Here is a 24,234-nt window from a genome sequence, read left to right as displayed (position 1 = left end):
GTGTGGGATGCGACGTCAGGCGAGTGCTGAGACGTCGACACGGTTGAGCAGCGGGTGGGAGGAGAGGCGTCGGTGCAGGTTCGCGAGAAAGATCTCGGTCCCCCTGCTGGCCGTGGACGACGTCGTCGCACCGTTGTGCGGTGTGACGATGACGTTGGGGAGAGTCCAGTACGGGGAATCGGCCGGCAGCGGTTCGACCGCATGCGCGTCGAGTCCCGCTGCGGCGAGCGACCCTGACCTCAATGCTGCCAGCAGGTCGGCATCCGCGACGATTCCGCCCCGCGAAACCACGATGAGGTGCGCGTCCGGCTTGAGCGCTGCGAGCACCGCAGCGTCGATGGCGCCCTCGGTCTCCGGCGTGCGGGCTGCGGTGACGACGAGCACGTCGCAGCGGGCGGCAAAGTCGAGGATTCCGTCTGGCCCGAACATCTCGTCGACGAGCTCGGTGTCACGGCTCGGGTCCCTCCTGAGGGCGACGACCCGCATCCCGAACGCCTTCGCCCGGGCTGCGAGTTCACGGCCGACGTTTCCGAATCCGTAGATTCCCATCGTCTTCCCGTGAAGTTCCGCATGGCTGAACCGTTCCCAGCGGTGATCGGCTTGCGCGGCGAGCCAGCGTGGCGCGTCGCGGTTGAGCATGAGTGCGAGCATCATGGCGTGTTCGGCGAGCGGGATCGCCCCGTTGCCTGCGGATGAAGTGACGGTGATCCCGCTCCGACGGAGGGCGGGGCCCACATCGCCCTCGACCCCTGCGGCCCAGGAGTGCACCCAGTCGAGTGCCGGCATCCCGTCCAGTTCCTCATCATGAACCTTCCCGGCGACGATGGTGATCTCGTCGGGTCTGGCTTCGACGTCGCCATTGACCACGACGCCGAGGCCGGGGTACGCGGAGTGGAGCCTGGCGATCAGCCGGTCCGACTCGCCGCCGCGCACGAGCACGACGTCCCTGTCAGGCGACATGGTCGGCAGCCTCGATCACGACGACAGCGAAAGTGTGCAGAACATCGAGGTCGAGCACGAGATCGTCGCCGGCTGCGCTCGATCGCATTCCGGTTGCTGAGCCGAGGGCGCGTGCGCGACCGGCTCCTGCGCGTGGAACCCGGATCCGGATGCCGTGGATCGGCACGACGGGGCCGAAGCCATTGCGGCGCTGACCTGAGTGGTTCAGCAGGTGCACGACGAGTCCAGCGGACGAGCGACCGAGGATCACTTCGACCTGCTCAGGAGCCTCGACGATCACCGGGGCGGTGTCGACGACCGAATCGATCACGAGATCGATGGCGGCATCCCGCACCGAGGTCAGCAGCAGTCCTGCATAGGCGACGCCAGGCAGCCAGCCGAGCTGGACCACGCGGCCTGCTCCGGATTCGCGGATGCCGCACGCGAATGCGTCCCCGGCTTGGTGCCCGTATGCCTTTTCGGGCGGTCCGTACGGGGCCGAGGGAATGATCCGCTGGCTCAGCTGAGTATCTGGCTTCCACTGCAGCGCGTGCTGGCGTCCGAAGCGGGCGATGAGCGCCGAGCCCTCGACCGCGTCTGCCGGGCGAAGCTGAAGGTACGAAGACTTGAGCGCATCGGCGTCGTCGACCGTGCTGGTCTGGAGTGATGCGGGAAGCCATTCGGCACAGCTGCCGTCGCCGCGGATGCCGGTTGCTCCGGTGGCGAAAACCACTCCGCCGTCTTCGATGAACGCGGCGATGGCGGCATCCTGAGCCGGAGTCAGGGAGCTGAGATCCGGTGCGATGAGAGCGCGGAACCGCGACAGCGACGTCTTCCCGAGCGACTCGAGCGGAACCACGTCGAAGGGAATATGCCGTTCCATCAGACCGACGAACCATCCGCGGAATTCGATGACGGATTCGGCGTGACGGGGCGGCTGAGCGCTCAGCGGGTCAGGCCGCAGCAGGCCGACGTTGGCGGCCGGCGCCATCCCGTCGTAGACCGCCGCGTGGTCGCGGTGGAACCGGGTGACCGCGGCCGCCGCCGACAGGCAGTCGTACGTGATTCCGTTGGGCGGGCCCATGATGTAGGTCGACGGGTTCGCACCGCGCGCGATGGCCTGCACCAGGTATTCGGCGAACATCTCGGGCTGTTCACTCGCCATCCGGTAGGGCATGTCGTAGAACGTCACCGCGTTGACGAGCACGGCTTTTTCCGGCTGCGCCACACGAAACGCGCTGACGGATTCGGAGGTCGCGTGCGGCCACAGCGTGCGCCCCAGCGCATTGTTCGCTTCGTGGAAGAGAATGTCGGCTGAACGCCCGAGGATGAGTCCGGCCTCCGGGTTGCGGGCGTGGATGTGACGACGGATACGATCGGTCAGGGCGTCGATCGTGTGGCCTGCGAAGCGTTTCCACTCGAGGTAGCTCTCGTCAGACGCCGTCGCCGGGAGCTCGGCGATTCCCGTGAAGGCGGTGAAGCTCGCGCGGCAGGCCTCGCAGTGGCAGACACCGTGGACGGTGCCGCCGTAGTCGACCTCGTTGAATCCGAACCAGTTGAAGAAGAAGCCGTCGACGTGGTAGCGATCGAGGATCTCGTCGAGGATGTCGAGGGTGCGGTCCTGGTAGTACTTGCCGCTCGGGCAGACGCTGACGAGCCCCTCGTATACCTGTCGGGCGCCGGAGGCTGACCGGAAGCACCATTCGGGGTGCTCGTCGGCGATGCGCGGGGCGATCTTCGAGAAGTCCATCCGGGCGAGCAGTTTGATTCCGCGTCGGTGGGCGGCGGTGACGGCGTCGCCCACGAGGTCACCGCTGGTCCGCTGGGCCAGCGCGGGGTTGCGGGTCTGGAAGGCCAGCTTGGTCGGGTAGTGCGACAGGATCCCGCCGACGTTCAGCAGCCACACCCCAGCACCGTGATCTTCGACCGCGGTGAGGGCGTCGTCGACGTCGAGGCCGGCGTCGACCTCCCGCAGGTTGGTCTGGAACATCTGGAAGGGGTGGCTCCACCAGCCGGTCCGGGCCTGGGGCCCCGTGACGGTCTGTTCCGGAGCGATCATCGTGGTCATGCGCCTGCTCCGACGTTGGCTTCCCGAGCGAACCGAACGAGCGCCGAATGATCGAGCCCGCCGTCTCCCCGGGTCACGATGGACTGGACGAATTGCGAGATCAGCGCAGTGACAGGGAGCGACGTCCCGGTCATGCGGGCTGCATCACGCACGATGCCGAGGTCTTTGTGGTGGAGTTCGATCCGGAAGCCCGGCTGGAAGTTCTCGGCGAGAATGCCGGTGGCCTTACGGTCGATCACCGTACTTCCTCCGAGGCCCTTGGCGATCACGGACAGCGCCGTGCCGACATCCGCCCCCTGCGCTTCGAGGAAGACGATCGCTTCCGCCAGCATCTGCAAGTGCCCAGCGACCATGAGCTGATTGGCGGCCTTGACCACCTGGCCGGCTCCGGAGTCACCGACGTGCACGATCGTGCTTCCCATCGCCGCGAGCACGCCGCGCCAGCGGTCGAGGTCCTCGGCGTCGCCACCGACCATGATCGACAGCACGCCTTCTTTCGCTCCGGCCTCACCGCCGGAGACCGGTGCGTCAAGCACTCCGTGTCCCTCGCTGCGGAATCGCTCCGCGACCAGGCGGGCCGTCTCGGGTGTGATGGTGCTCATGTCGATGTATCCGGCGCCGGGCTCGATGTGCTCGAGGATCCCAGCCTCACCGAGTGCGACGGCTTCGACGTCGGGCGAGTCAGGCAGCATCGTGATCACGAGATCTGCACCGGTGACCGCTGCGGCAAGTGAATCCACGGTGGTGATTGCCAGTGCAGAAGCTGCGTCGCGACCCGATTCATTTCGCACGAAGCCGCGCACGTCGTGACCGGCTTTCACCAGGTTGGCAGCCATCGGGCGTCCCATGACACCGAGGCCGATGAATCCGATGACAGACATCCGTGCAATCTCCTTTGATGGGCGAATCGACTTTCCGAGAAGGTCTCGCGTTGGTATATCGATTTCCCTTAGTATTTCGATATACCAATTCAGAAGTCAAGAACTAATTTCTTCATCGACGAGGAAGGCGATCACCATGGAGTTCTCCGCAAACCTGTCCATTCTGTTTCCCGAGTTGCCCTTCGCGGAGCGCGCCGCTGCGGCACGTGAAGCTGGTTTCGGGGCGGTCGAATGCTGGTGGCCATTCAGCGAACCGGACCCGGATACAGCGGAAGTTGCGGGCTTCGTCAACACCCTCGACCAGGCCGGAGTCCGGCTCACTGGACTGAACTTCTTCGCGGGTGACATGCCCGGCGGCGAGCGCGGCATCCTCTCCCACCCGGGGGCCACCGGCCTTTTCGACGCCAACCTCGAGCTGATCCGCCGAATCGCCGATCAGACAGGATGCCGCCACTTCAACGCCCTCTACGGGCAGCGGCTGCCGGGTGTGGATACCGAGTTACAGGATCGGACCGCCATCAGAAACCTGACGCGAGCCACCGACCTGCTGGCAGACATCGGCGGCGTGGTCCTCCTCGAGCCGCTGACCGCCGGCGAGAATGGCGACTATCCCCTGCTCACCCCCGACGATGCCCTCCGGGTGATCGATCGAGCCGGTTCACCGGCCGTGCGCCTGCTGTTTGACGCGTACCACCTGACAAACAACGGAGTGGATGTCGCCTCAAGCGTGACCGAGCTCGCCCCGCACATCGGACACATCCAGATCGCTGACAGTCCGGGTCGCGGGCAGCCCGGCACCGGAGCCATCGACTTCGCGGGCTTCTTCTCCGCAGTGGACGCTGGGGGTTACGACGGCGTCATCGGCTGCGAGTACCGGCCGCAGGGCCCGACGGCCGAAAGCTTCGGCTGGATGGGGCCCGTACCGTCGGTGGCCGAGTAGCGCGTACCCGAAAACGGATGCCGTGGAGCCCTTCATGGCATCTCGGCGACCGCCGGCGACGGTCTCGATCCGCTCGCCGCGCGAGCTAGTCGACCACCGGAATCGGCGGATTCACGCGGCAAACGGTGTGCCCCCGGACACCTGGAAGCCCGACGGAGGGTCCCCCAAAGAGCGGACACACATGACCCGCGTTCGGGGGTAGTGTCGGGAGCACTGTGCCGGGGCAAGGACGCTTCGGTGCTGATTGTCACACTCCAACGAAGGAGCAATACATGATTCAGCGACGCAAATTAGGCATCGCGTTGGGGGCAACCCTCGCAACCGGTGCCCTGATCGCAGTCGGGTTCGCCGGACCCGCATACGCCGGTGGCGGCAAAGGCCACGGTAACGGAAACGGCAACAAATCGGTGTCTGAACAACTGCGCAAGGCCGTTACGGCCAAAGGCGTCAACCAGCACCTCAAGGCACTACAGGGGATCTCGGATGCCAACGGCGGCAACCGGGCAGCGGGAACGGCGGGCCACGTGGCATCCGCTGTCTACTACGAAAAGCTGCTGAAGAAGGCGGGCTACACCACGTGGCGTCAGCCGTTCAGCTATGAGAAGTCGGTCGTCGACACCGCAGTCCTCGATCTGACAGCTCCCACGACGGCCAGCTACGAATACGGGGTCGACTTCGTCGAAGCGACCAACTCATCCGAGGGTGACGTCAGCGGCGCCGTGCAGGCCGTCGACATCAACCTCGTCGGCGACCGCGCATCGACGAGCGGTTGTGAAGACGCCGACTTCGACAGCTTCACCGCCGGCAACATCGCGCTCGTGCAGCGCGGTACGTGCGACTTCCGCGTGAAGGCTGACAACGCTCTCGCCAACGGCGCCATCGGCGTGATCATCTTCAACCAGGGCAACGTCGTCGAGGGCCAGGACCGCCTGGGCCTCTTCGGTGGAACGCTCGGCGAAACGGTCTTCGCACTCCCCGTCGTCACCACGCCGTTCGCACTCGGAGAGACGCTCGCCAACACGGCCGGCGCCGAAGTGCACCTCGCGTTCGATGCCCACATCGAAGCCGTCGACACGTTCAACCTCTTCGCGGACAGCCGCTTCGGTGACGTCAACAAGACGATCGTCGTCGGCGGACACCTCGACGGTGTCGCTGAGGGCCCCGGCATCAACGACAACGGTTCAGGAACGGCCTCGATGCTCGAGACGGCCCTGCAGATGTCGAAGAAGAAGATCGTTCCGACGAACAAGCTGCGTTTCGCATTCTGGAGCGGTGAAGAAGACGGCCTACTCGGCTCGAACTTCTACGTCGCACAGCTGACCCCGGCGCAGATCGCGCAGCACGCTGCCAACCTCAACTTCGACATGGTCGGCTCGCCCAACGCGGTGCGCTTCGTCTATGACGGAGACGGGGATGCCTTCGGTACCGCAGGTCCTGCCGGGTCGGATGCCATCGAGACCACTTTCGAGGACTACTTCGCCTCGCAGGGACTCGAGACAGCACCAACCGAGTTCAGTGGACGCAGCGACTACTTCGCGTTCATTGAGAACGGCATCCCTGCTGGTGGATTGTTCACCGGAGCTGAGGGCATCAAGTCCGCGGCCCAGGCGGCCATCTTCGGTGGCACCGCTGGTGCCCCGTTCGACCCCTGCTACCACGCGGCGTGCGACGACATCAACAACATCGACCAGAAAGTGCTCGGACAGATGGCTGACGCCATCGCCCACTCGACGGTCGTCTACGCCGGCGCCAAGGCCCTCAAGGGTCACGGCAAGGGCAACGGAAAGAACCACTACAAGGACGGAAAGGGCTACGGCAAGGGCCACGGTTCTGAGAAGTTCGGATACAAGGGTTACGACAAGGGACGCTAACGCTCCCTGCTGAACGCCTCGGGGTCTCTGCGCATCGCGCGGAGGCCCCGAGTGCTTTGTGGGGGTGCGGTTTCGATACGCTTCGCTACTCGACCACCGCAGCGCTGCTACAACTCGAGCAGCTCCAGGTGCACCTCGACGGGCTTCCCCTCCTCTATGCCCTCCGCGGCACGCACAGCCTTCTTGATCGGGAGGATGTAGACGCCCTCGGTGCTGTCCGGGAACACCGAGGTGTCCCAGGTCGAGCCGCCGACTCGAACACGCACTTTGACCGCGCCGAAGCCGCGAGGCATCCGTGGCCGATCGCGGATGTCTTCGCTCTCCTCCTCGGGCAACGAGACGAAGAGCCAGGCAGCGTTGCCGCTCCAGGCCCAGAGCGGCGCAGTGAACGTGAAGTCCATGCGCGGCTTACTCGACCAACGGCGTCGGTCGCGGCAGGTGCTCCCCCAGCGGCCCGCTCGGCTCGACCCCGCTTCGCACCGCCGCGAGCCGCTCCTTCAGCGCCTCGACGACGGCGGGGCGCCGCCCGTGCGATTCCTCATAGGCAAGCAGCGCGAGCACGCTCTCGGCGTCGAACGATTCCGCCAGATGCGGATGCTCAGGGCCCCCGAATTCAGCCGCAGCCGACGGGTCTCCCGACACCATCACGTCGTTCATGGTCCCCTCCACCGACGCCGTGCCCTGCGGCATCCCCTCACAGTCAATTGAACGCGTTGAACACGTCCAATTCAAGGGTACTGACACCCCCAGACAGTGGAGCTTTTGCCGCCCTGAACGGGCCGGGACCCAACGCTGTCGATCTGGGCGACCCGCCGGTGCGGGCGGCCTACTCGACCAGCGACGGCGTGCGCGTCGCCCGATACGCCGCCACGGCATCCCGCGTCTCTTCGGCAACGAGATCCGCGTTGAGCGCGGCGCCGGCACGGAGCCCCTGCGCCGCCGACGTGACGACCTGCCCGACGAGGTCGGTGACGTTTCCGGCCGCCCACACGCCGGGGATTGAGGTGGCGCCCATGGCATCCGTCTCGATGAAGGTGCCGACGCCCATCGGGTGCGGCAGGATTTCGGCGCCGAGCGACTCCAGCAGGCCACCGCGTGCGGTGAAGATCGGTGCGACGACGAGCTCCTCGATCGGGTGAACGGTGCCGTCGTCGAGCGTGACGCCGGTGAGGTGATCGCCGGATGCCTCGACGGAGGCCACCCGGCCGCGAACGATAGGGATGTCACGGGCGGCGAGCTGCTCGAGCTCCTCCTCGGTGAGGTCGGGCGCCTGGTGCTGGAACACGGTCACCCGGTCGGTCAGCTGCCGGAACAGCATCGCCTGGTGCATCGCGCTCGGCCCGGTCGCGAGGATCCCGATTGAGCGGTCGCGCACTTCCCAGCCGTGGCAGTACGGGCAGTGCAGCACGTTGCGGCCCCAGCGTTCGCGCAGACCCGGGATGTTCGGCAGCTCGTCGACGAGGCCCGTCGCCACGACCAGGCGGCGGCCGGTGAGCACGGTACCGTCGGCGGTCGTGACGGCGAAGCCGGCGTCGGTGCGCGTGACGGAGACAGCGGTGCCGGGCACAACGGATCCGCCGTACGACTCGACCTCGGCGCGGCCGAGCTGCATCAGCTCGGCCGGCGGGGTGCCGTCGCGGGTGAGGAAGTTGTGGACCCCGGATGCCGGGGCGTTACGTGGTTCGCCCGCATCGACCACGACGACGGAGCGGCGGGCCCGGCCGAGGGCGACGGCGGCACTCAGACCGGCGGCGCCACCGCCGACGATGACCGCATCGAAGAGAGAAGGAGAAGTGTTGTTTGTCATGATTCAAGGGTCACGCAGCGGCATCCGAATTGACAAGCTTTGTTGCTGCAATGGCAAACTGGAGGCATGGAAGATTCGACGGACGACATCCTCAACGCGGTCGGCCCCCGGTTGCGTGCGCTGCGCCTGCGACGGCACGTGACCCTGGCGGACCTGTCTGCGGCGACCGGCATCTCGGTGAGCACGCTGTCGCGGCTCGAGTCGGGGCAGCGCCGGCCGAACCTCGAACTGCTGCTCCCCCTCGCCCGGGAGCACGGCGTTCCGCTGGATGAACTCGTAGGCGCTCCGGCGACCGGGGATCCACGCATCCACATCCGGCCGATCAGCCACCACGGCATGACGATCCTGCCGCTCAGCCGTGACTCCGGTGGGATGCAGGCGTTCAAGACCGTGATTCCGGCGACATCGCCGCGGACCGAGCCTGACCCCAAGGTGCACGAGGGCTACGAGTGGATCTACGTGCTCAAGGGCGAACTGCGGCTCGTGCTCGGCGAGCATGACCTCGTGTTGACCGCCGGCGAGGCGGCCGAGTTCAGCACGCAGACTCCGCACTGGTTCGGGCGGGTCGGGAACGGTGCGGTCGAGTTCCTCAGCCTGTTCGGCAAGCAAGGCGAGCGGATGCACGTGCGCGCGAAGCCGCAGCGGGCTGCGCGCTGATCGGGTTCGACCCGAGGCAAGGAAAAACGGCCGAGACAAGGATGCGTCGCCGACAGCATCCTGATCTCGCGGCTTTTTCCTTGTGCAGTGCTGCGCGGTGGGTCGATTGACAGGAGATCACACGATTCTCAGGAGAAATTTGCCGATTCGGTCCTGTGAAGCCGACGATCTCCTGATTTACGACAGTCGCCCGGGTTCCTTCGGGTTGTACAGCCAGCCGAGCCAGCCGTTTTCGGTCGGCATGATCTCGTACGCACCACAGACCGTCACGACGTCGGGGCGATCGGCTGCCGTCCACGATGCCGTGAGCACCGGAACACCCTGCCGCGACTGCTCGGCACAGTCCCCACGCGGCGTGCTGCCCGATTCGATGCGGATCACCGAGATCCGCTCATCCTTGGTCGCGAGTCGACGGATGCCGGTGGAATCCGTCGGGATCCAACCGGGCATCTTCCCGCCGACCCAGCCCTCGGCAGCGGCGTCGTAGTCGGCGAAGTGCTCCTCGTGTGAGTTGCTGAGGAGCGTTTCGACGGAGCATCCGCTCATCGCGACACTGAGCGTGCCGGCGAGGATGAGAGCGGTCGTGATTCTGCGGAGCGGGGCCATGCTCCCAGTCCACCGTTTTGGCGCGGGACGCGAATCGGCTCCAGGGATGAGAGAGGCCCAACCAGAGGATGAGATCGTGCGTCGGCACGAGGATGGGCGACTCCGGTTCCACCCACTCGCCGAGTGCCGCAGTTGCCGCCCGGTGCTGCAGTTGCAACTGGCGCACTCGACGGTAACTGCAGCGCTCGACTGAATGTGTTGCGCTCGGCGCCTGCTCGCACAACCAGAACCTGGGCGAGCAGGTCAAGGACGGGCTGCGCGGGCCTCCCCAACCACCGATAACAACCGCGTTCTCCACACCCACACCGCGGGTGTGGCGTGTTCGGGCCACCGGCGACATCCTCATCGAATGGTCCAGGTGATCCGGCGACGGGAACAGGCTCTGCTCGGGACGAGCGACGCGATGCTGCGGCGATTCACAAACTCAGGTGACATCGTGCGCATCGCTCGCGGCTCGTATGTCCCGAAGCAGGCCTGGACCGAGCTCGAACCGATTGCCTTGCACGCGCTGCGGGTCTCGGAAGCTGTGGAACGGTCGCGATCTCCTCTTGTGCTGTCGCACTTTGCGGCGGCGGCGCTGTGGGGAATTCGCATCCTTGGCAGGTGGCCGTCCCAGGTCGATGTGTCGATCGACCGCTCGGCTGGCGGACGGTCGAGTGGATCCTTCACGCGACATTCCCGATCAATGGCGGACCTCGAGGTCCTCGAGATGGGTGCGTTCGTGCTGACCTCGCCGGCGCAGACCGTCACCGACCTGGCCCGGACGATGCGATTCGCAGATGCCGTGGCTGTGATGGATTCTGCCTTGCACGAACGGCGGAGCGGCGGAGCCCTCTGTTCACGAGAAGAACTCAACGGCATGGTTGATCGGAGTGCGGGTGCGCGCGGGTACCGTCGGGCGCTCGCCGCTGCGGCATTCGCGTCGTCACTGTCGGACTCAACCGAGGAATCGCACAGCCGCGTCCAGATTCACCTCCTCGGGTTCCCGCCTCCCGAGTTGCAGGTGCGGCTCCGGCTACCGAGTGGACGTACGGCACTCCCGGATTTCTTCTGGCGCGAATACAGTCACGCGGGTGAGTGCGACGGCCGATCGAAGTACCCGAACCCCACATTTCTCCGCGGACGTACGGCGGAACAAGCGGTTATCGACGAGAAGAATCGGGAGAACGAACTGCGTCGCGTCGTTTCGCGCGTCTCTCGGTGGGAACCCAGACATTTGTATCCGCCTCGTCAGCTGTACGACATTCTCGTTGGCAATGGCCTCCCATCGAACAAACCGCGCCCGTAGCACCGGCGAGCGCTGCACCTTCTGTCGAGCGCTGCAGTTGCAACTAGCGCCCTCGACACAAAAGTGCAGCACTCGACTGCATGTGCAGCACTCGGGGCAACTCGTCGCAGGCACGACGGATGGCCCGAGCGGCCGAAGCCGCCCGAGCCGCTCCGTCGCGCAACGCTAGATCCGCTGCGCCTGGCGCTTACGCCCGAACAGCACGATCGCCGCACCGCCGAGCAGCATCAGGGCTGCGAGCCGAAGCAGCAGAGCCGCTCCGTCCGTGCCCGTTTCGGCGAGCTGCGGGTCAGCGGATGCCGTCACCTGCGCGGTCATTCCCGTCTCGACCCCCGCCTCGATTCCGGAGTCGCTGACACCCTCACTGGATGCGTCACCCGGGGTCGACGGAGCGCCGGGCTCCGACGGGTCGACCGGTGCGGTCGGCGTCGTCGGGATTCCAGGGACGGTCGGGGCGACTGGCGCGCTATCCGCGTCGGCGCCCGTCGAGCTGTCGCCGATCACGCTGACGCTGTTGCCACCGAGGTCGAGCGGAACGCTGATCACCGGGGCGACCTGAGTGCCACCGGCAACGCCGTCATCACCCGAGGTGGTCGAACCCGTCGAACCCGACGGGGCAGTCGAACCACCGGTCGTGTAACCCGACGACGATGAATCACCGATCACACTGACAGCGTTGCCACCCACACCGACTGGAGCGGTGATAGCCGGCGCGACCTGAATGCCATCGGCGACGCCGTCGTCACCCGAGGTGGTCGAACCCGTCGACCCCGACGGGGCGTTCGAAGCACCAGTCGTCGAACCCGCCGACGATGAGTCCCCGATCACACTGACCGCGTTGCCACCAGCGCTAATCGGCGCCGTCACCACCGGAGCGACCTGAGTGCCACCGGCGATGCCATCGTCACCCGACGTGCTGGATGAGCCAGCCGGCGTCGCGGCATCCGTCGTCGAACCGGTCGTCGATCCAGAAGACGACGAGTCGCCGATCACCGAGATCGCGTTACCGCCGGCGGTCACCGGGGCGGTGACGGCTGGCAGCACCTGGCTGCCACTCGCGATTCCGTCGTCACCGGACGTCGTCGATCCTGTGCCGGCGGCCGATCCGGCAGGAAAGGTCGAGCCGGTTGACCCATCCGAAGACGAATCGCCCAGCACACTGATGCTGTTGCCGCCGATGGCCACCGGCACGGTCACGACCGGCGACACCTGGCTGCCGCCAGCGATGCTGTCGTCGCCCGACGTTCTGCCCTGCGACGCTACGGGACCAGAGGCGACGGGGGTCGACGCATCCGTCGACGAAGAGTCGCCGAGCACGGAGACCGCGTTGCCGCCGATTGTCACCGGCACAGAAACAGCGCCAGTGACCTGGCTTCCGCTCGCGATCCCGTCGTCCCCTGAGGTCGAGGAGGCGGCGGCCGACGGTGCGGAGGCCGCGGCTGGGGCAATGTTCGTAGCCGCGGAATCCGAACCGGAGTCCCCGAGAACGCTGACGGCATTGCCGCCGACAGTCACCGGGATGGACACCACACTGTCGACGAGAGTGCCCGAGAGCACGCCGTCGTCACCGGATGTGTCAGCGGCGTTCGCCGCCGTGGCGCCGAGAAGGGTGATTCCCCCGGCGAAGAGAATGCCGTACAGGCACCTCGCAACTGTTCGATTCATGGTCGTACTCCTTGAAATCTGATGACGGATGTCCCTCACAGGCGGGAGGAAGTGGTTCGGATGCCTGCGCAGAATGCAGGCCGAACCGTCGTCAGTCAGGAGTCGACGAGAGGTCCCGGGCGAGGGATGAAGGCACTGCGTCATTCTCGGCCGGGGACAGCGCGGCGTTGTGAAGCAGCGCAGCGAAAGAGCCGGAGGCGTTGTCGGCAGCACTGACGGGTCCGGCTGGACCGCCGGATCCCGCTCCCGAGTTCGCGCCGGACGGGGTCGGCGGCGCCGACGTCCCGTTGTCAGCCGGGCCCTGGGGCACTGGGTCCGGATGTTGCCGGGCGGACGCTGCGGGGCCTGCGCCCGCCCGGTAGTTCAGAGTCGCTGCCCACGACGACGTCGCCGGAGTGCTTGCGGTGGACGAGTTCAGATCGGTGACGGATGCCGTCACGCCGTCGGCATCCGGGAGCACCGGGAGCACGGGGATCGACGGAACGGACGGCAGACCGGGAAGTGTGACGTCGGTTCCGGTGCCGATCACGCCGGCCAGGACCTCGTCGACGACGTCGGTGACCGGTGAGGTGACATCCGTGACCGGGTGGTTCTCGAGAACATCCGAAACGACCGGGAGGCTGCCGACGACAGGGAGTGCTGCGACGACCTCGTCGACTGTCGCTGCGACCGGGGTGACGACGCGGGAGTCCGGCTTCGCGTCGACCACAACGGCGACCGCCGATCGGACGGCGGGAACGACGGTGGCGACCGGAGCCGCGGGCGCCCGATCGGCATCCGGAGTGGCGATCGCGGAGACGACGGAACCGGTGGCCGAGCCGAGCTCGACGAGCGGTGCTTCGACAACGGTCACGACATCGGAGACGATGCCATCGACCAGAGAGCGCTCGCGGTCGTCAGCGCGAGCGGAGTCGGAGCCGAACATGAAGCTGAGGAAGAGCCAGACCAGGGCCAGACCGATCGAAGCGAGGACCAGCCGCACAGGAGAGAGGATCACGGAACGCGAATCGTTCATGACCTCACCCCCCTCAGAGTCAGTCAGTTCACTCTGCCACGCAAAAAAAGATCGGCAACGCCCTTGCGAAGACGGATTATTGCGCGTATCTTTTCGCGCCGCCACTCGACCGGCGGTGTGCAGGTCGGCCCAGCGGCGCACCCGCCGGGACGCCTGCCTCGGCACCGGTGGCGACCGGACGGTCGGGATGGTTCGACCACTGGCTCCACGAACCCGGATACACGGCAGGCTCGAATCCCGCGAGGGTGAGGGCGAGCGCATGGTGCGCCGCGGTGATGCCCGAACCGCAGTACGCGCCGACCGGGATGCCGTCGGTCACGCCGAGTGCGGAGAATCCCTCGCGCAGCCGGTCCGCCGAGAGGAACCGGCCCCGGTCGTCGACGTTGCCGGAGGACGGAGCGTTGACAGCCCCGGGGATGTGGCCGGTGCGCGGATCGAGCGGCTCGGTCTCTCCGCGGTAGCGCTCCGGGGCGCGCGCGTCGAGCAGCACTCCCGTCGCAGGGAAGCCGGCTGCGTCGGCGATGTCGAGGACGGGAAGGTGACCGTATGAGAGGGTGGCCGTACCAGGTTCGACGGTGACGTCGCCAGACTCGAGTTTGTTGCCCTGGGCCGTCCACTCGCCGAGGCCGCCGTCGAGCGCCCGGACGTCGTCGAGCCCCGCATAGCGAAGCAGCCACCAGGCTCGGGATGCCGCCGCGCTCTGCCAGTCGTCGTAGACGACGACGCGGTCGCCGTCGTGAATCCCCCAGGAGCGCACGGCCGCCTGCAGCACCTCAACCGTCGGCAGCGGATGCCGTCCGTCGGTCGCGGCCCCTTTCCGCGCGAGCTGCGTGTCGAGGTCGACGTAGACCGCTCCGGGGATGTGCCCCTCGAGATATTCCGGGCGTCCGTCGGGACGGTCGAGCCGCCAGCGCACGTCGAGCACGCGGATCGTGGCGCCCGCCGCGCGTTCGGCGAGAAGCTGGCTGGGGGTGAGAAGAACGGACACGGTGCCTCCGGGTATTGCCATACATCCATCGTGCCGGTCCTCGCTGGGAGCCGCCGCCACCGTGTCCGCTTGTTGCGCCGAGGGTGAGAGCGCTGATGTGCACCCCACGTCCGGGTGACATAGCGTGGAGGCATGCCCCTCTTCACCCGTCGATCACGCACGACCGCTCTGGCCGTGACAGCGGTGCTCGCCCTCACGGCCTGCACCGCGGCCGAAGCCGAACGGCCCGCACAGACGACGGTGAAGACGACGGACCCGGATGCCGCCCTCACTGTGATCGCCGAAGCGACCGACAGCGAAGCATCCGTCGCCACCAGCCGGGAACTGTTCGACGCCTCGCCGCTGGTCATCATCGCTCCGTCCGCGGACGCGGACGCCCAGGAACTCGGCGCCAGGACTGCCGTCGCGCTCGGCGTGCCTCTGCTCATCGCCGATGCTGCCGACGAGGCGGAGCCGTCCGAGTCGACAACGCCCCCGCCATCGAGTTCGTCATCGGCCCGCGCCGAGAGCACCGGCGGCCGGGCGCTGACGGCCGAACTCCACCGGCTCGACGTCTCGACCGCACTCGTCGTCGGTGACGTTGCGCCGCTCGCTGAGGAAGACGCCGACTCGTCCGTCACCGTCGAACGGGTCGACGCGACAGCAGATGCCGTCCGTGAGGCGACCGGCGCACGCATCGGGGAGCCGACGGCATCCGACCCCGCCGGATTCGCCGCGGGGATCGCGGCCCTCGAACCCCGCAAACCCGACGGTGCGCACACCCCTCCGGCTGGCGCCGTCTCCCAACCGAAACCCGCCAAACCGCTCACCGACACGCTCGCCCTCGCGGTCGACGGCGTGGACCAGGTCGCGGCCATCGCCTCAGCTCGGGCTGCGGGTGTCCCGGTGCACCTGGTGCCGGAGGCGTCCGCGAACCCGCAGGCGACAGCATCCGTCATCGACGCACTGCGCGCGTCGGCCACGACGAAGACGATGGCGATCGGCCAGGCGTTCACGGCCGAGACCGCCCTGGAGTGGAAGGTGAGGTCGGCGCGCAGCGGCATCCAGCTGCCGGGTGGCGGGCAACTGCTGTTCGCACAGCACCAATTCGTCGCCCTCTACGGCACACCGAGCACGAGCGTTCTCGGTGTGCTCGGCGAACAGGATGCCGCCGGTGCTGTGCAGCGCGCCCGTGACGTCGCTGCGCCGTACTCGGCCCTGACCGACAAGACGGTCGTGCCCATGTTCGAGATCATCGCCACGGTCGCCGCCGGCGGCCCGGGGTCTGACGGCAACTACTCCAACGAGCTCTCCGTCGACGGGTTACGCCCGTGGGTGGATGCCGCGGCGGCAGCCGGACTGTACGTCGTGATCGACCTGCAGCCGGGGCGTACGGACTTCCTCACCCAGGCGAAGCAGTACCAGTCGCTGCTCGAACTGCCGAACGTCGGACTCGCCCTCGACCCGGAGTGGCGGCTCGGGCCCGACCAGGTGCCGCTGAAGCAGATCGGGTCGGTCAGCGCCGCCGAGGTGAACAGCGTCACGACCTGGCTCGCCGACCTCACGAACGCGAAGGCGCTGCCGCAGAAGATGCTCGTGCTGCACCAATTCCGGCCGGCGATGATCAGCGACCGGGCGGCGCTCGACCTCAGCCGCCCGGAGATCGCCGTGCTCGTCCACGCCGACGGTCAGGGCAGCCAGGGAGCCAAGCAGGCGACCTGGGCGAACCTGCACCGGGATGCCCCGGCCGGCGTCCACTGGGGCTGGAAGAACTTCTACGACGAAGACGTCCCGATGCTGACGCCCGAGCAGACGATGGGCGGGGTGTCGCCGGCACCTGACCTGGTCACCTACCAGTAGCGCTGGAGTTTCGGGAGGAAATTCGTGGGATCAATCGCCCATACGTGGACAGACCCCCGGATTTTCCTCCCGAAGCCCGGCGGCCACGAATTGCCGTGCCATACGCTCGTAGCATGACGCCGACATCCCCTCGCCAGGCCCGCATCGGAGTGCGGTTCGAACCCGACTGGGCGCCCGAGCGCCTCCCCGACTTCGCCCGGTGGGCCGAGGAGGCGGGCTTCGACGAGCTCTGGTTCAGCGAGGACCTGCCCTGGGCAGGCGGCATCACCATGGCCGCGACCGCGCTCGCCGTCACCACGCGCATCCACGTCGGGATCGGCCTGCTGCCCGCGGTCACCCGCAACGTCGCCACGGCCGCGATGGAGATCGCCGCGCTCGCCCGCATCGCCCCCGGCCGGTTGTCGATCGGTCTCGGCCACGGCATCCCGAGCTGGATGGAACAGATCGGCGCAGACGTGCCCCGCCGTTTCGCCGCGCTCGAGGAGACCGCCGTCGCCCTGCGTCGGCTGCTCGCGGGCGACGAGGTCACGGTCGACGGGCACCACGTGCACCTCGATGCCGTGCGGATCGGCTTCCCACCCGAGCAGGCACCGCCGATCTACCTCGGCACCACCGGGCCGACCGGGCTCCGCATCACTGGGCGCAGCTCAGACGGCGTTCTGCTGCCCGAGATCGCGTCGCCGGATGCCGTGCGCTGGGCCCGCGAGGAGATGGCCGCCGCCGGAGACGCCGGCAGCACCGTGCTTCTCGCGATGACGAGCATCGGCGACGATCGGGACCAGGCGCTCGCCGAGGTCCGCTCCCGCGTGCAGCGGCTGATCGACTTCCGCGTGTTCGACCGGCTCACCGAGATCGCCGGGCTGGGCGCGGACGGAAGCGGCGAGCTGACCGACGACATCCTGCAATCGCTCGCTGTCGGTGGAACACCGGCGGACGGCGTCCGGGCGATCGCCGCGTGGACGGACGCCGGAGCAGACACGATCGTCCTGGTCGCCGGCGCCGACGATCCGATCGCGAGCTACCAGCGGTTTGCGGACGACGTCTTCCCCCTGATCGGACGCTGACGAAGGAGTTGCGATGAGACCGACGGACGCACTGGACGAGATCGCCTTCCTGCTGGAGCGCGACCTGGCCTCTCCGTACAAGACGAAGGCGTTCCGCGGAGCCCTCGCGGCGATCGGCTCTCTCAGCGATGACGAGATCGCGGCGCGGGTCGCCGACGGCCGTCTCAAGCGCACGAAGGGCATCGGCTCGACCACGTACACGGTGATCGAGCAGGCGGTGGATGGCGACGTCCCCGACTACCTCGCCGACCTCCGCGAGCGCATCGGCGGGCCGATCACGGATGCCGGGCAGAAACTCCGCGAACAGCTCACGGGCGACCTGCACAGCCACACCTCGTGGTCGGACGGCACGACCGACCTGGCGACCATGGCGCGCACCGCACAGCGGCTCGGGCACGACTACCTCGTCGCGTCGGATCACTCTCCGTCGCTTCGCGTGGCGAACGGGCTCAGCTCCGAGCGACTCGAGGCCCAGCTCACCGAACTCGACGAGCTCAATGCGGAGTTCGACGGTTTCCGGATGCTCTCCGGCATCGAGGTCGACATCAACCTCGACGGCGCGCTCGACCAGTCCGACGACATGCTCGGCCGGCTCGACATCGTCGTGGCCAGCGTGCACTCGAAGCTGCGTCTCGATTCACGGGAGATGACCGAGCGGATGCTGGTGGGTATCCGTCATCCGCAGACCAACGTGCTCGGACACTGCACCGGGCGGCTGGTGCAGGGCAGCAGGGGCACCCGTCCGGAGTCGAGCTTCGATGCGGCCGCGGTGTTCGCGGCGTGTGCTGAGAACGATGTGGCGGTCGAGATCAACTCGCGGCCCGAGCGGCAGGATCCGCCGGACGACCTCATCGCGGTCGCACTGGACGCCGGATGCCTGTTCAGCATCGACAGCGACGCGCATGCCCCCGGTCAGCTCGGCTTGCTCGACCTCGGTGCCGCCCGCGCGGAGGCGAACGGGGTGCCGCCCGAGCGGATCGTCACGACCTGGCCAGTGGAGCGCCTGCTGGAGTGGGCAGGCTGACGGCGCTTCCGCTGCGCGCGAGATCGCAGTTACGCACCCAAATTCGCCCGAGACCCGGGTTTTGGGTGCGCAACTGCAATCTCGCCGGCGGTCAGAACGACATCAGGCGGAGGTGGGCCCCGGTCGGATCAGTGACCGTCGCGATGCGGCCGTACTCGGTGTCTACGGCTTCGTCCTTCACCGTGGCGCCGAGCTCGATCGCCTTGGCGACGGTGGCGTCGACGTCGTCCGCTCCGAAGTAGACGGCCCACGAGGCCGACTCGCCCTCAGCGAGCGTCTTCGAGGCGTCGTAGATCCCGGCGAACGGCTGCCCGTCACGCTCGAAGGTCTTGTACCGGAAGTCGTCTGAGGTGCCCTCGTCCTTGAGGGTCCAGTCGAAGGCCTTCTCGTAGAACGTCACAGCTTTCTCGAAGTCCGACGCGAGCAGCTCGCACCAGACGGGTGCGCCGTGTTCTCGTTCGACCTGGAACCCGGTGTGATGCCCGGGCTGCCAGTAGCCGACGGATGCCCCCGTCGTGTCGGCCGCGAATCCCATCACGCCCATCTCGGGCACGCTCATCGGCTCGAACATGTTCGTGCCGCCCGCCTCGGCGATCGCGGCGGCCGTGGCCGTGGCATCCGTTGTCAGGAGGTACACCGACCAGCTGTCCGGGTACGGGGCGTTCTCGTCCTTCTTCATCGCGCCGGCGATGCGGCGCCCGGTGGAACTGAAGCTGACGTAGCCGCCGTAGAGCACGTCGTCGCCGGTTTCGGCATCCCAGCCGAAGAGATCGGAGTAGAACTGCTGCGAGCGGGCGGGGTCTGAGGTGGAGAGTTCGAGCCAGCAGGGTGCGCCGGGCACGGTGACCGTGATGTCAGGCATGGGTTTCCCTTCGTCGTTGCGGCACAGGTTACCTCGCGCTCCGGAGGCCCGGCTAGGGGTGCCGGCTGGGCGGCGGCGAGGCGGGGTCCGTCTCCAACTTCGGAGAAATCGGCCGGAATGAGGCTTTGCGGTGCGGATTCGGCCCTCTCGGCGGAGAATCTCCGACATTCGGAACGCTGCCCGACCTGATTCCGCGTCAGAGGGTGGGTTTCGGGAGGAAATTCAGGGGCTCGATCGACGTATCGGCGATGGCCCCCCGGTTTTTCCTCCCGAAGTACACGCATTGAGCGTGAGAGGGTGGAGGGATGCTCCTCCCCCAGACCTCGGCACCCGAATGTTAGGCGAGGAAGCGGTCGCCTTCCTCCGCGCAACCGCCGAGGGCACGCGCGTCGTGGTGCGACACCAGCTGGACGACGGCCAGGCGACGGATGCCCTCGGCTGGTTTCTCCGCGCGGACAGCACGCACTGCGCGATCGCGACGAAACGCGGGCTCGAGACCGTCGCGTTCGCCAGGGTCCTCGCGGCCAAGGAAGTTCCGCCGCCGCCGGAGCCGCGCTCCCGACGGCGGGCGCCCGAACCCCGTTGATCGAATAGCGACAGAGCGAAGCGAGCGTACCGAGATCCGCATAGGGGTCTCGATACGCTCGCTTCGCGAGCTACTCGACCAACGGGTGGGGGCGGCCTGCTCGACCAACGGGCGGGCGTCAGGACACCGGCGTCTTCGCAAGCAACTCGTCGAGCTGCTCGTAGCCCTCGTTGACGCCCTTCTCCATTCCGGACTCCGCCATACCGTCGCGGTTCTCGACCGTGGGGTAGACGCTGTGGCCGGTGACACGGGTACGACCGTTGCCGAGGTCCTCGAGTGTGAGGAACTCCAGGCTGACAGCGCCGGGGAAACCCTCGAACTCGAAGGTCTGCACGATGCCCTTCTCGAGCGACGCGGAGTGCACGATCCCGTTGAACCAGTACTCCTCGTCGCCGTCGCGGTGCACGTAGCGGTAGCCGCCGCCGGTGACCAGGTCCCAGCGCTCGATGTCCATCTTGTAGCCGCGCGGTCCGAGCCATTCGACCACGAGCTTCGGATCGGTGTGGGCGCGGTAGACGGCCTCGATCGGCGCATCGAACTCGCGCACGATCTCGATGAACGGTTGTCCCTCAGGAACGGTGATGGTGGTGGGGTTCGTCATTTCTTTTCCTTTCTTTGTGGTGGGGTGGTGACGTCTGTGTCCATTCCGGCCAGGACGGAGTCCAGCCGGCGGAAGCTTGATTCGGTGGTGAGCCGGTACGTGTCGATCCACGCGGTGAGGTTCTCGAGCGCCTCGGGGATGAGGTACGCCGGCCGCCGCTGCGCGTCGCGCGTGCGGCCGATGAGCCCCGCCTGCTCGAGCACCTGGATGTGCTTCGAGACCGCCTGCTTCGAGATTGCGAAGGGTTCAGCGAGTTCGTTGACCGTCGCGGGGCCGCGACTCAGCCGCGCGACGATCGCGCGACGCACCGGGTCCGCCAGGGCGAGGAACGCGCGATCGAGCCGGCTGTCGGCATCCGTGTCGGTCATTGTAATCAACTAACTCCTTGATCAACCATCTGATTGTTAACGTAGAACGGATGCTCCGCCCCGTCAAGACCTCATCACGATATTTTTTGGGGTACTGGGCAAGGCAGCGACCGCGTGATAGGCAGGAGGCATGTCACGTGCAGAGGATTCGGCTGAGCACCTCGACGCTGCGGTGGCGCTGGCCGTGGAGAGCGTCCACACCGGCGGCGGACCGTTCGGCGCCGTGATCGTCACCGCGAGCGGCCGCACGTTCACCGGCACCAATCAGGTGACGGCTCACAACGACCCGACGGCGCACGCCGAGGTGGTCGCGATCCGGCGGGCGTGTGTCGCGCTAGGGACGTTCGAGCTCTCCGGCTGCACGCTCTACTCGAGCTGCGAGCCGTGCCCGATGTGCGTCGCGGCAGCGCTCTGGGCCCGGATCGATGCCGTCGTCTACGCCGCCGACCGCCACGACGCCGACCGCGCCGGGTTCGACGACGCCCGGTTCTTCGACCACTTCGACGGCATTGCCCCGGCAATCCCGATTACCGCAGGCGAGGCCACGGACAAGCTCGCGCCGTTCACCGCTTGGGAGGCGAAGCCCGACCGCACCGACTACTGAGGGGACCCGTCTGCCGGACGCTCCGTCCACCGCCCGAGGACGCGGTCGAAGAACTCCGACTTCCGCTGCTCGTAGTCCGAGGCACTGGCATCCCGCTTCACCGAGTTGTACTCGGCAACCAGCCCAGGGTCGGCAGCGATCAATCGCCACACGCGGGAGAAGCGCAGGTCGTGCTCGGAGTTGAGCGGCGTGACGGCGAGCCCCGTCGGGAGCACAGCAGGCACGTCGAAGGTCACGAGCGTCGAGCACCAGATCTCCGGATGCACCACCGTGAACAGCTCGCGCAGCCTGGCCACTGCCCCCTCGAACGCGACCGGTTCAACCCGCAGGTGCAGGTCGACATCCCCCTTCGTCAGCGCACCGTCGACGCTGCTCCCTCCGACCAGCTCGAGGACCCCGGGGACCCCGGCCTCCGCCAGGGCCACCCGCTGGGCACTCAGGATGCTCTGCGCTCGCTGCCGGAACAGCGCCGAGTTCTGCAGGTCCATGCGTTCATCGTAGGCACGACCAGACCCCTCGCCGCAGCCCGCCGCTGTGGCTACCCTTGTGCCAGAGAGACCCGAACTCACGCACGATCAGGAAAGAGGGCTCCACCATGACCATCCCGCCAACGGCCCCTGGGGAATCACCGGCCGCTCAACCACCGACGCCGGACTACCCGCCGGTCCCCGCCCAGCCACCCGCCCCGGCACCGCGGAAGGGCCTCTCGCCCGGGCTCGCGATCCTGCTCTTTGTCGGCATTCCGTTGCTTCTCATCGCTCTCATCGTCGCCGGGTCGATCGCCGCGGTGAACGCCTTCCGCGGAACGCCGATCACCGAGAACGTCGACGCCGAGGCAGGCACAAGCGTTTTCATCGACGTGCCCAACGCGGCCATTCGGCTGACGGCGAGCGAGGACGACCAGATCCACGTCACGATGCGTGGCACCTTCTCGGGCACAAGGCCACCGCTCGACGTGAGCGCCTCAGGTGACGAGACCGAGATCCGCGGCGGATGCCCCGACGGCTGGGTCCTGTTCCTGCCGCTCAACAACTGCCGGGTGAGGATCGACGTGTCCCTCCCGCCGGACCTCGAAGTCACCGCGACCGGGCGGAACGGCAGCGTCACGGCCGAAGACCTCACCGGCGCTCTCGACCTGTCGACGACGAACGGCGCGATCGAGGTGGACGGGTCGAGCGGTGTGCTCGCCCTGCACACGACGAACGGGCGGATCGAACTCGAGAACTCGACCTCCGCCGAGGTGCAAGCCGAGACGACGAACGGCGCCGTCCGTCTGTCGTTCTCGGACGCCCCCGATGAGGTCTCTGCGAACAGCACGAACGGCGAGATCCGCATCCAGGTGCCCGACGACGGCACCGAGTACTTCGTCGAAGCCGACACGACGAACGGGCGGATCGACACCCAGGACGTGCCCGGCGACCGCCGCGCCGATCGTACTCTCACGGCACAGACCACGAACGGCGGCATCACGATCGAGACCTCCAGGAGGCGCTGAAGCAAGGGGTTGAATCGCGAAAGCGGGGCGGGTTGGCTGGCTCACGACGAAGGGAGCCAGCCATGACCGTCTCACTCAACCAGCCCGCATTTCGCCAGGCGAAGAAGCTCATCGCTGAGGGCAAGGTCGTCCGCGACGAACGCGACGACTGGAGCGAGCACGCCCCGACAGCGGACCAGGAGAACGACTTCCTCGACACGCACACCTGGTCCGACTACTCGCACTGGTACCTCGGCGTCGACGACGACGCGCCGAAAGACACCAAGGGGCACTACAAGTTCCCGATCGGCGACTTCCGCAAGGTCCACCGCTGCGGCGTAATCTCGGCCGAGAGTCGGGCCGGGCAGAACGACTACGACGACGTCCGGGATGCTCTGAAGACGCTCCTCGACCGCATCGATGCCGACTGACCCGGATTTCCGCCGACGAACGGATGCCGTCGAGGGCGCCCAACGGCATCCTTCGCGTGCCCTGCGGGATTCCTGAGAGCACGCTGAGTAGGAGGAATCGCACATAACTCGCCGCTGTTGAGGGTGATAGCGCACAAATCCGCTCCCTGTTGCGGTCGTGCGCCGAAGGAGATCATGAGCAAAGTATTTGAAGAGATCGAGTCCCAGGCGGGCGAGATCGCAAAGTACCGTCGCCACAGCAACGGTCGCGGACTCGTCGCCTCGACCGCCACGGTCGACCCGACGACCTTTCTCGATCCCACCGCCTATGTCGAGCCCGGCGCGCACGTCGCCGGCCGGGGCTGGGTCGGTGCCGGAAGCTGGATCGACCGAGACGTCACCGTCGCGGCCGGGGTCTTCGTGGGCGCCAACGTCCACATCGGCGAAGGCAGCACGGTCGGGGTCGGTGCCGAGATCGGCAGCCACTCCCGCATCGGCGCCAACACGAAGATCGGCGCGGGGGCGCACATCACCCGTGACACCACCCTCCCGGAAGGGTCGGTCGTCCCCGGCCGCAGGCGCACCACGGTACCGCTGAAGAGCGACATGACGCGGGCCGCGTAGCGCGGAAACGTTCCAGACGCTTGACCCCGATGACGGATGCCGCCCAACGGCAT

The 24,234-nt window shown here is 67.3% G+C and carries 25 protein-coding genes; 11 read left to right on the top strand and 14 right to left on the bottom strand.

Annotation, left to right across the window (positions count from 1 at the left end; genetic code table 11):
- Nucleotides 1–15 precede the first annotated feature (15 nt).
- The 3 genes from AC1M2K_RS07115 to AC1M2K_RS07105 are packed head-to-tail and all read right to left on the bottom strand — an operon-like array spanning nucleotide 16 to nucleotide 3,888.
- Complete coding sequence (locus AC1M2K_RS07115; RefSeq protein ID WP_480240409.1) at nucleotides 16–960, bottom strand: D-2-hydroxyacid dehydrogenase; 945 nt, start codon at nucleotides 958–960, stop codon at nucleotides 16–18.
- Nucleotides 950–3,007, bottom strand: coding sequence for a beta-galactosidase trimerization domain-containing protein (locus tag AC1M2K_RS07110; RefSeq protein ID WP_480240408.1), 2,058 nt, complete (start codon nucleotides 3,005–3,007; stop codon nucleotides 950–952). Before AC1M2K_RS07110 ends, AC1M2K_RS07115 begins: the two co-directional genes overlap by 11 nt.
- A complete protein-coding gene (locus tag AC1M2K_RS07105; RefSeq protein WP_480240407.1) occupies nucleotides 3,004–3,888 on the bottom strand; it encodes an NAD(P)-dependent oxidoreductase in 885 nt (294 codons plus the stop codon). The genes AC1M2K_RS07110 and AC1M2K_RS07105 overlap by 4 nt, the downstream gene beginning before the upstream one ends.
- Between AC1M2K_RS07105 and AC1M2K_RS07100 the strand changes: the two genes are divergently transcribed.
- Both AC1M2K_RS07100 and AC1M2K_RS07095 read left to right on the top strand, forming a co-directional pair.
- Nucleotides 3,878–4,828, top strand: a complete 951-nt coding sequence (locus AC1M2K_RS07100; protein WP_480240406.1) for a hydroxypyruvate isomerase family protein — start codon at nucleotides 3,878–3,880, stop codon at nucleotides 4,826–4,828. The two genes, AC1M2K_RS07105 and AC1M2K_RS07100, sit on opposite strands and share 11 nt — an antisense overlap.
- A 272-nt stretch (nucleotides 4,829–5,100) precedes the next feature.
- The gene (locus AC1M2K_RS07095) at nucleotides 5,101–6,699 is read left to right on the top strand and encodes a M20/M25/M40 family metallo-hydrolase (protein ID WP_480240405.1); all 1,599 of its coding nucleotides are present in this window, start codon (nucleotides 5,101–5,103) and stop codon (nucleotides 6,697–6,699) included.
- A 107-nt stretch (nucleotides 6,700–6,806) separates the two neighbouring features.
- Here the strand turns inward: AC1M2K_RS07095 and AC1M2K_RS07090 are convergent, their stop codons facing one another.
- The 3 genes from AC1M2K_RS07090 to AC1M2K_RS07080 all read right to left on the bottom strand — a co-directional run bounded on the left by AC1M2K_RS07090 (nucleotide 6,807) and on the right by AC1M2K_RS07080 (nucleotide 8,506).
- Nucleotides 6,807–7,100, bottom strand: a complete 294-nt coding sequence (locus AC1M2K_RS07090; protein ID WP_480240404.1) for a DUF1905 domain-containing protein — start codon at nucleotides 7,098–7,100, stop codon at nucleotides 6,807–6,809.
- A gap of 7 nt (nucleotides 7,101–7,107) precedes the next feature.
- A complete protein-coding gene (locus AC1M2K_RS07085; protein ID WP_480238729.1) occupies nucleotides 7,108–7,356 on the bottom strand; it encodes a DUF8129 domain-containing protein in 249 nt (82 codons plus the stop codon).
- Between the two features lie 169 nt (nucleotides 7,357–7,525).
- Nucleotides 7,526–8,506, bottom strand: coding sequence for an NAD(P)/FAD-dependent oxidoreductase (locus tag AC1M2K_RS07080; RefSeq protein ID WP_480240403.1), 981 nt, complete (start codon nucleotides 8,504–8,506; stop codon nucleotides 7,526–7,528).
- 66 nt (nucleotides 8,507–8,572) lie between these two features.
- On the opposite strand from AC1M2K_RS07080, the gene AC1M2K_RS07075 reads away from it, so the two are divergent.
- Nucleotides 8,573–9,163, top strand: a complete 591-nt coding sequence (locus tag AC1M2K_RS07075) for a helix-turn-helix domain-containing protein (protein WP_480238731.1) — start codon at nucleotides 8,573–8,575, stop codon at nucleotides 9,161–9,163.
- Nucleotides 9,164–9,340: 177 nt separating this feature from the next.
- On the opposite strand, the gene AC1M2K_RS07070 is transcribed toward AC1M2K_RS07075, so the two are convergent.
- The 4 genes from AC1M2K_RS07070 to AC1M2K_RS07055 form a co-directional block, all read right to left on the bottom strand.
- A complete protein-coding gene (locus AC1M2K_RS07070) occupies nucleotides 9,341–9,769 on the bottom strand; it encodes a hypothetical protein (protein WP_480240402.1) in 429 nt (142 codons plus the stop codon).
- 1,453 nt (nucleotides 9,770–11,222) lie between these two features.
- Nucleotides 11,223–12,722: a chaplin family protein gene (locus AC1M2K_RS07065; protein WP_480240401.1), complete on the bottom strand. Its 1,500-nt coding sequence runs from the start codon at nucleotides 12,720–12,722 to the stop codon at nucleotides 11,223–11,225.
- Nucleotides 12,723–12,813: 91 nt separating this feature from the next.
- Nucleotides 12,814–13,737 (bottom strand): hypothetical protein, encoded by a 924-nt coding sequence (locus tag AC1M2K_RS07060; RefSeq protein WP_480240400.1) that lies wholly within the window; start codon nucleotides 13,735–13,737, stop codon nucleotides 12,814–12,816.
- A 76-nt stretch (nucleotides 13,738–13,813) separates the two neighbouring features.
- On the bottom strand, nucleotides 13,814–14,746 hold the full coding sequence (locus tag AC1M2K_RS07055; RefSeq protein WP_480240399.1) for a sulfurtransferase: 933 nt from the start codon (nucleotides 14,744–14,746) through the stop codon (nucleotides 13,814–13,816).
- A 111-nt stretch (nucleotides 14,747–14,857) separates the two neighbouring features.
- On the opposite strand from AC1M2K_RS07055, the gene AC1M2K_RS07050 reads away from it, so the two are divergent.
- The 3 genes from AC1M2K_RS07050 to AC1M2K_RS07040 all read left to right on the top strand — a co-directional run bounded on the left by AC1M2K_RS07050 (nucleotide 14,858) and on the right by AC1M2K_RS07040 (nucleotide 18,652).
- Entirely contained in the window at nucleotides 14,858–16,564 is a 1,707-nt protein-coding gene (locus AC1M2K_RS07050) for a hypothetical protein (protein WP_480240398.1), read from the top strand.
- Between the two features lie 113 nt (nucleotides 16,565–16,677).
- Entirely contained in the window at nucleotides 16,678–17,628 is a 951-nt protein-coding gene (locus AC1M2K_RS07045) for an LLM class flavin-dependent oxidoreductase (protein WP_480240397.1), read from the top strand.
- Between the two features lie 13 nt (nucleotides 17,629–17,641).
- Nucleotides 17,642–18,652, top strand: a complete 1,011-nt coding sequence (locus AC1M2K_RS07040) for a PHP domain-containing protein (RefSeq protein ID WP_480240396.1) — start codon at nucleotides 17,642–17,644, stop codon at nucleotides 18,650–18,652.
- A gap of 91 nt (nucleotides 18,653–18,743) precedes the next feature.
- On the opposite strand, the gene AC1M2K_RS07035 is transcribed toward AC1M2K_RS07040, so the two are convergent.
- Nucleotides 18,744–19,514 (bottom strand): VOC family protein, encoded by a 771-nt coding sequence (locus AC1M2K_RS07035; protein ID WP_480240395.1) that lies wholly within the window; start codon nucleotides 19,512–19,514, stop codon nucleotides 18,744–18,746.
- A gap of 334 nt (nucleotides 19,515–19,848) precedes the next feature.
- Here AC1M2K_RS07035 and AC1M2K_RS07030 point away from each other — a divergent pair, with 334 nt between their 5' ends.
- A complete protein-coding gene (locus AC1M2K_RS07030; RefSeq protein WP_480240394.1) occupies nucleotides 19,849–20,100 on the top strand; it encodes a hypothetical protein in 252 nt (83 codons plus the stop codon).
- A gap of 118 nt (nucleotides 20,101–20,218) precedes the next feature.
- Here AC1M2K_RS07030 and AC1M2K_RS07025 read toward each other — a convergent pair whose 3' ends face one another.
- Together AC1M2K_RS07025 and AC1M2K_RS07020 are read right to left on the bottom strand one after the other, a co-directional pair.
- The gene (locus AC1M2K_RS07025) at nucleotides 20,219–20,701 is read right to left on the bottom strand and encodes an SRPBCC family protein (RefSeq protein ID WP_480240393.1); all 483 of its coding nucleotides are present in this window, start codon (nucleotides 20,699–20,701) and stop codon (nucleotides 20,219–20,221) included.
- The gene (locus AC1M2K_RS07020) at nucleotides 20,698–21,069 is read right to left on the bottom strand and encodes an ArsR/SmtB family transcription factor (RefSeq protein WP_480240817.1); all 372 of its coding nucleotides are present in this window, start codon (nucleotides 21,067–21,069) and stop codon (nucleotides 20,698–20,700) included. The genes AC1M2K_RS07025 and AC1M2K_RS07020 overlap by 4 nt, the downstream gene beginning before the upstream one ends.
- A 130-nt stretch (nucleotides 21,070–21,199) precedes the next feature.
- Between AC1M2K_RS07020 and AC1M2K_RS07015 the strand changes: the two genes are divergently transcribed.
- A complete protein-coding gene (locus tag AC1M2K_RS07015; protein WP_480238744.1) occupies nucleotides 21,200–21,673 on the top strand; it encodes a nucleoside deaminase in 474 nt (157 codons plus the stop codon).
- Here the strand turns inward: AC1M2K_RS07015 and AC1M2K_RS07010 are convergent.
- Complete coding sequence (locus AC1M2K_RS07010) at nucleotides 21,667–22,161, bottom strand: GrpB family protein (RefSeq protein ID WP_480240392.1); 495 nt, start codon at nucleotides 22,159–22,161, stop codon at nucleotides 21,667–21,669. The two genes, AC1M2K_RS07015 and AC1M2K_RS07010, sit on opposite strands and share 7 nt — an antisense overlap.
- Before the next feature lie 107 nt (nucleotides 22,162–22,268).
- Here AC1M2K_RS07010 and AC1M2K_RS07005 point away from each other — a divergent pair, with 107 nt between their 5' ends.
- The 3 genes from AC1M2K_RS07005 (at nucleotide 22,269) to AC1M2K_RS06995 (ending at nucleotide 24,181) form a co-directional block, all read left to right on the top strand.
- Nucleotides 22,269–23,168 carry a DUF4097 family beta strand repeat-containing protein gene (locus AC1M2K_RS07005; protein ID WP_480240391.1) on the top strand — a complete coding sequence of 300 codons (900 nt, stop codon included), beginning with the start codon at nucleotides 22,269–22,271 and terminating at the stop codon, nucleotides 23,166–23,168.
- Nucleotides 23,169–23,230: 62 nt separating this feature from the next.
- Nucleotides 23,231–23,578, top strand: coding sequence for a hypothetical protein (locus AC1M2K_RS07000; protein ID WP_480240390.1), 348 nt, complete (start codon nucleotides 23,231–23,233; stop codon nucleotides 23,576–23,578).
- 174 nt (nucleotides 23,579–23,752) lie between these two features.
- The gene (locus tag AC1M2K_RS06995; protein ID WP_480240389.1) at nucleotides 23,753–24,181 is read left to right on the top strand and encodes a hypothetical protein; all 429 of its coding nucleotides are present in this window, start codon (nucleotides 23,753–23,755) and stop codon (nucleotides 24,179–24,181) included.
- The last annotated feature ends 53 nt before the right edge of the window (nucleotides 24,182–24,234 follow it).

Source organism: Mycetocola sp. Y171, from assembly GCF_056713165.1.
The sequence above is the reverse complement of the archived record's forward strand: the minus strand, read 5'-3'. Positions and strand labels throughout refer to the sequence as shown.

Excerpts from the sequence above, each read along its gene's own strand:
- AC1M2K_RS07115 (WP_480240409.1), bottom strand. The coding sequence starts at position 960 with ATGTCGCCTGACAGGGACGTCGTGCTCGTGCGCGGCGGCGAGTCGGAC.
- AC1M2K_RS07110 (WP_480240408.1), bottom strand. The coding sequence starts at position 3,007 with ATGACCACGATGATCGCTCCGGAACAGACCGTCACGGGGCCCCAGGCC.
- AC1M2K_RS07100 (WP_480240406.1), top strand. The coding sequence starts at position 3,878 with ATGACAGACATCCGTGCAATCTCCTTTGATGGGCGAATCGACTTTCCG.
- AC1M2K_RS07105 (WP_480240407.1), bottom strand. The coding sequence starts at position 3,888 with ATGTCTGTCATCGGATTCATCGGCCTCGGTGTCATGGGACGCCCGATG.
- AC1M2K_RS07095 (WP_480240405.1), top strand. The coding sequence starts at position 5,101 with ATGATTCAGCGACGCAAATTAGGCATCGCGTTGGGGGCAACCCTCGCA.
- AC1M2K_RS07090 (WP_480240404.1), bottom strand. The coding sequence starts at position 7,100 with ATGGACTTCACGTTCACTGCGCCGCTCTGGGCCTGGAGCGGCAACGCT.
- AC1M2K_RS07085 (WP_480238729.1), bottom strand. The coding sequence starts at position 7,356 with ATGAACGACGTGATGGTGTCGGGAGACCCGTCGGCTGCGGCTGAATTC.
- AC1M2K_RS07080 (WP_480240403.1), bottom strand. The coding sequence starts at position 8,506 with ATGACAAACAACACTTCTCCTTCTCTCTTCGATGCGGTCATCGTCGGC.
- AC1M2K_RS07075 (WP_480238731.1), top strand. The coding sequence starts at position 8,573 with ATGGAAGATTCGACGGACGACATCCTCAACGCGGTCGGCCCCCGGTTG.
- AC1M2K_RS07070 (WP_480240402.1), bottom strand. The coding sequence starts at position 9,769 with ATGGCCCCGCTCCGCAGAATCACGACCGCTCTCATCCTCGCCGGCACG.
- AC1M2K_RS07065 (WP_480240401.1), bottom strand. The coding sequence starts at position 12,722 with ATGAATCGAACAGTTGCGAGGTGCCTGTACGGCATTCTCTTCGCCGGG.
- AC1M2K_RS07060 (WP_480240400.1), bottom strand. The coding sequence starts at position 13,737 with ATGAACGATTCGCGTTCCGTGATCCTCTCTCCTGTGCGGCTGGTCCTC.
- AC1M2K_RS07055 (WP_480240399.1), bottom strand. The coding sequence starts at position 14,746 with ATGGCAATACCCGGAGGCACCGTGTCCGTTCTTCTCACCCCCAGCCAG.
- AC1M2K_RS07050 (WP_480240398.1), top strand. The coding sequence starts at position 14,858 with ATGCCCCTCTTCACCCGTCGATCACGCACGACCGCTCTGGCCGTGACA.
- AC1M2K_RS07045 (WP_480240397.1), top strand. The coding sequence starts at position 16,678 with ATGACGCCGACATCCCCTCGCCAGGCCCGCATCGGAGTGCGGTTCGAA.
- AC1M2K_RS07040 (WP_480240396.1), top strand. The coding sequence starts at position 17,642 with ATGAGACCGACGGACGCACTGGACGAGATCGCCTTCCTGCTGGAGCGC.
- AC1M2K_RS07035 (WP_480240395.1), bottom strand. The coding sequence starts at position 19,514 with ATGCCTGACATCACGGTCACCGTGCCCGGCGCACCCTGCTGGCTCGAA.
- AC1M2K_RS07030 (WP_480240394.1), top strand. The coding sequence starts at position 19,849 with ATGTTAGGCGAGGAAGCGGTCGCCTTCCTCCGCGCAACCGCCGAGGGC.
- AC1M2K_RS07025 (WP_480240393.1), bottom strand. The coding sequence starts at position 20,701 with ATGACGAACCCCACCACCATCACCGTTCCTGAGGGACAACCGTTCATC.
- AC1M2K_RS07020 (WP_480240817.1), bottom strand. The coding sequence starts at position 21,069 with ATGACCGACACGGATGCCGACAGCCGGCTCGATCGCGCGTTCCTCGCC.
- AC1M2K_RS07015 (WP_480238744.1), top strand. The coding sequence starts at position 21,200 with ATGTCACGTGCAGAGGATTCGGCTGAGCACCTCGACGCTGCGGTGGCG.
- AC1M2K_RS07010 (WP_480240392.1), bottom strand. The coding sequence starts at position 22,161 with ATGGACCTGCAGAACTCGGCGCTGTTCCGGCAGCGAGCGCAGAGCATC.
- AC1M2K_RS07005 (WP_480240391.1), top strand. The coding sequence starts at position 22,269 with ATGACCATCCCGCCAACGGCCCCTGGGGAATCACCGGCCGCTCAACCA.
- AC1M2K_RS07000 (WP_480240390.1), top strand. The coding sequence starts at position 23,231 with ATGACCGTCTCACTCAACCAGCCCGCATTTCGCCAGGCGAAGAAGCTC.
- AC1M2K_RS06995 (WP_480240389.1), top strand. The coding sequence starts at position 23,753 with ATGAGCAAAGTATTTGAAGAGATCGAGTCCCAGGCGGGCGAGATCGCA.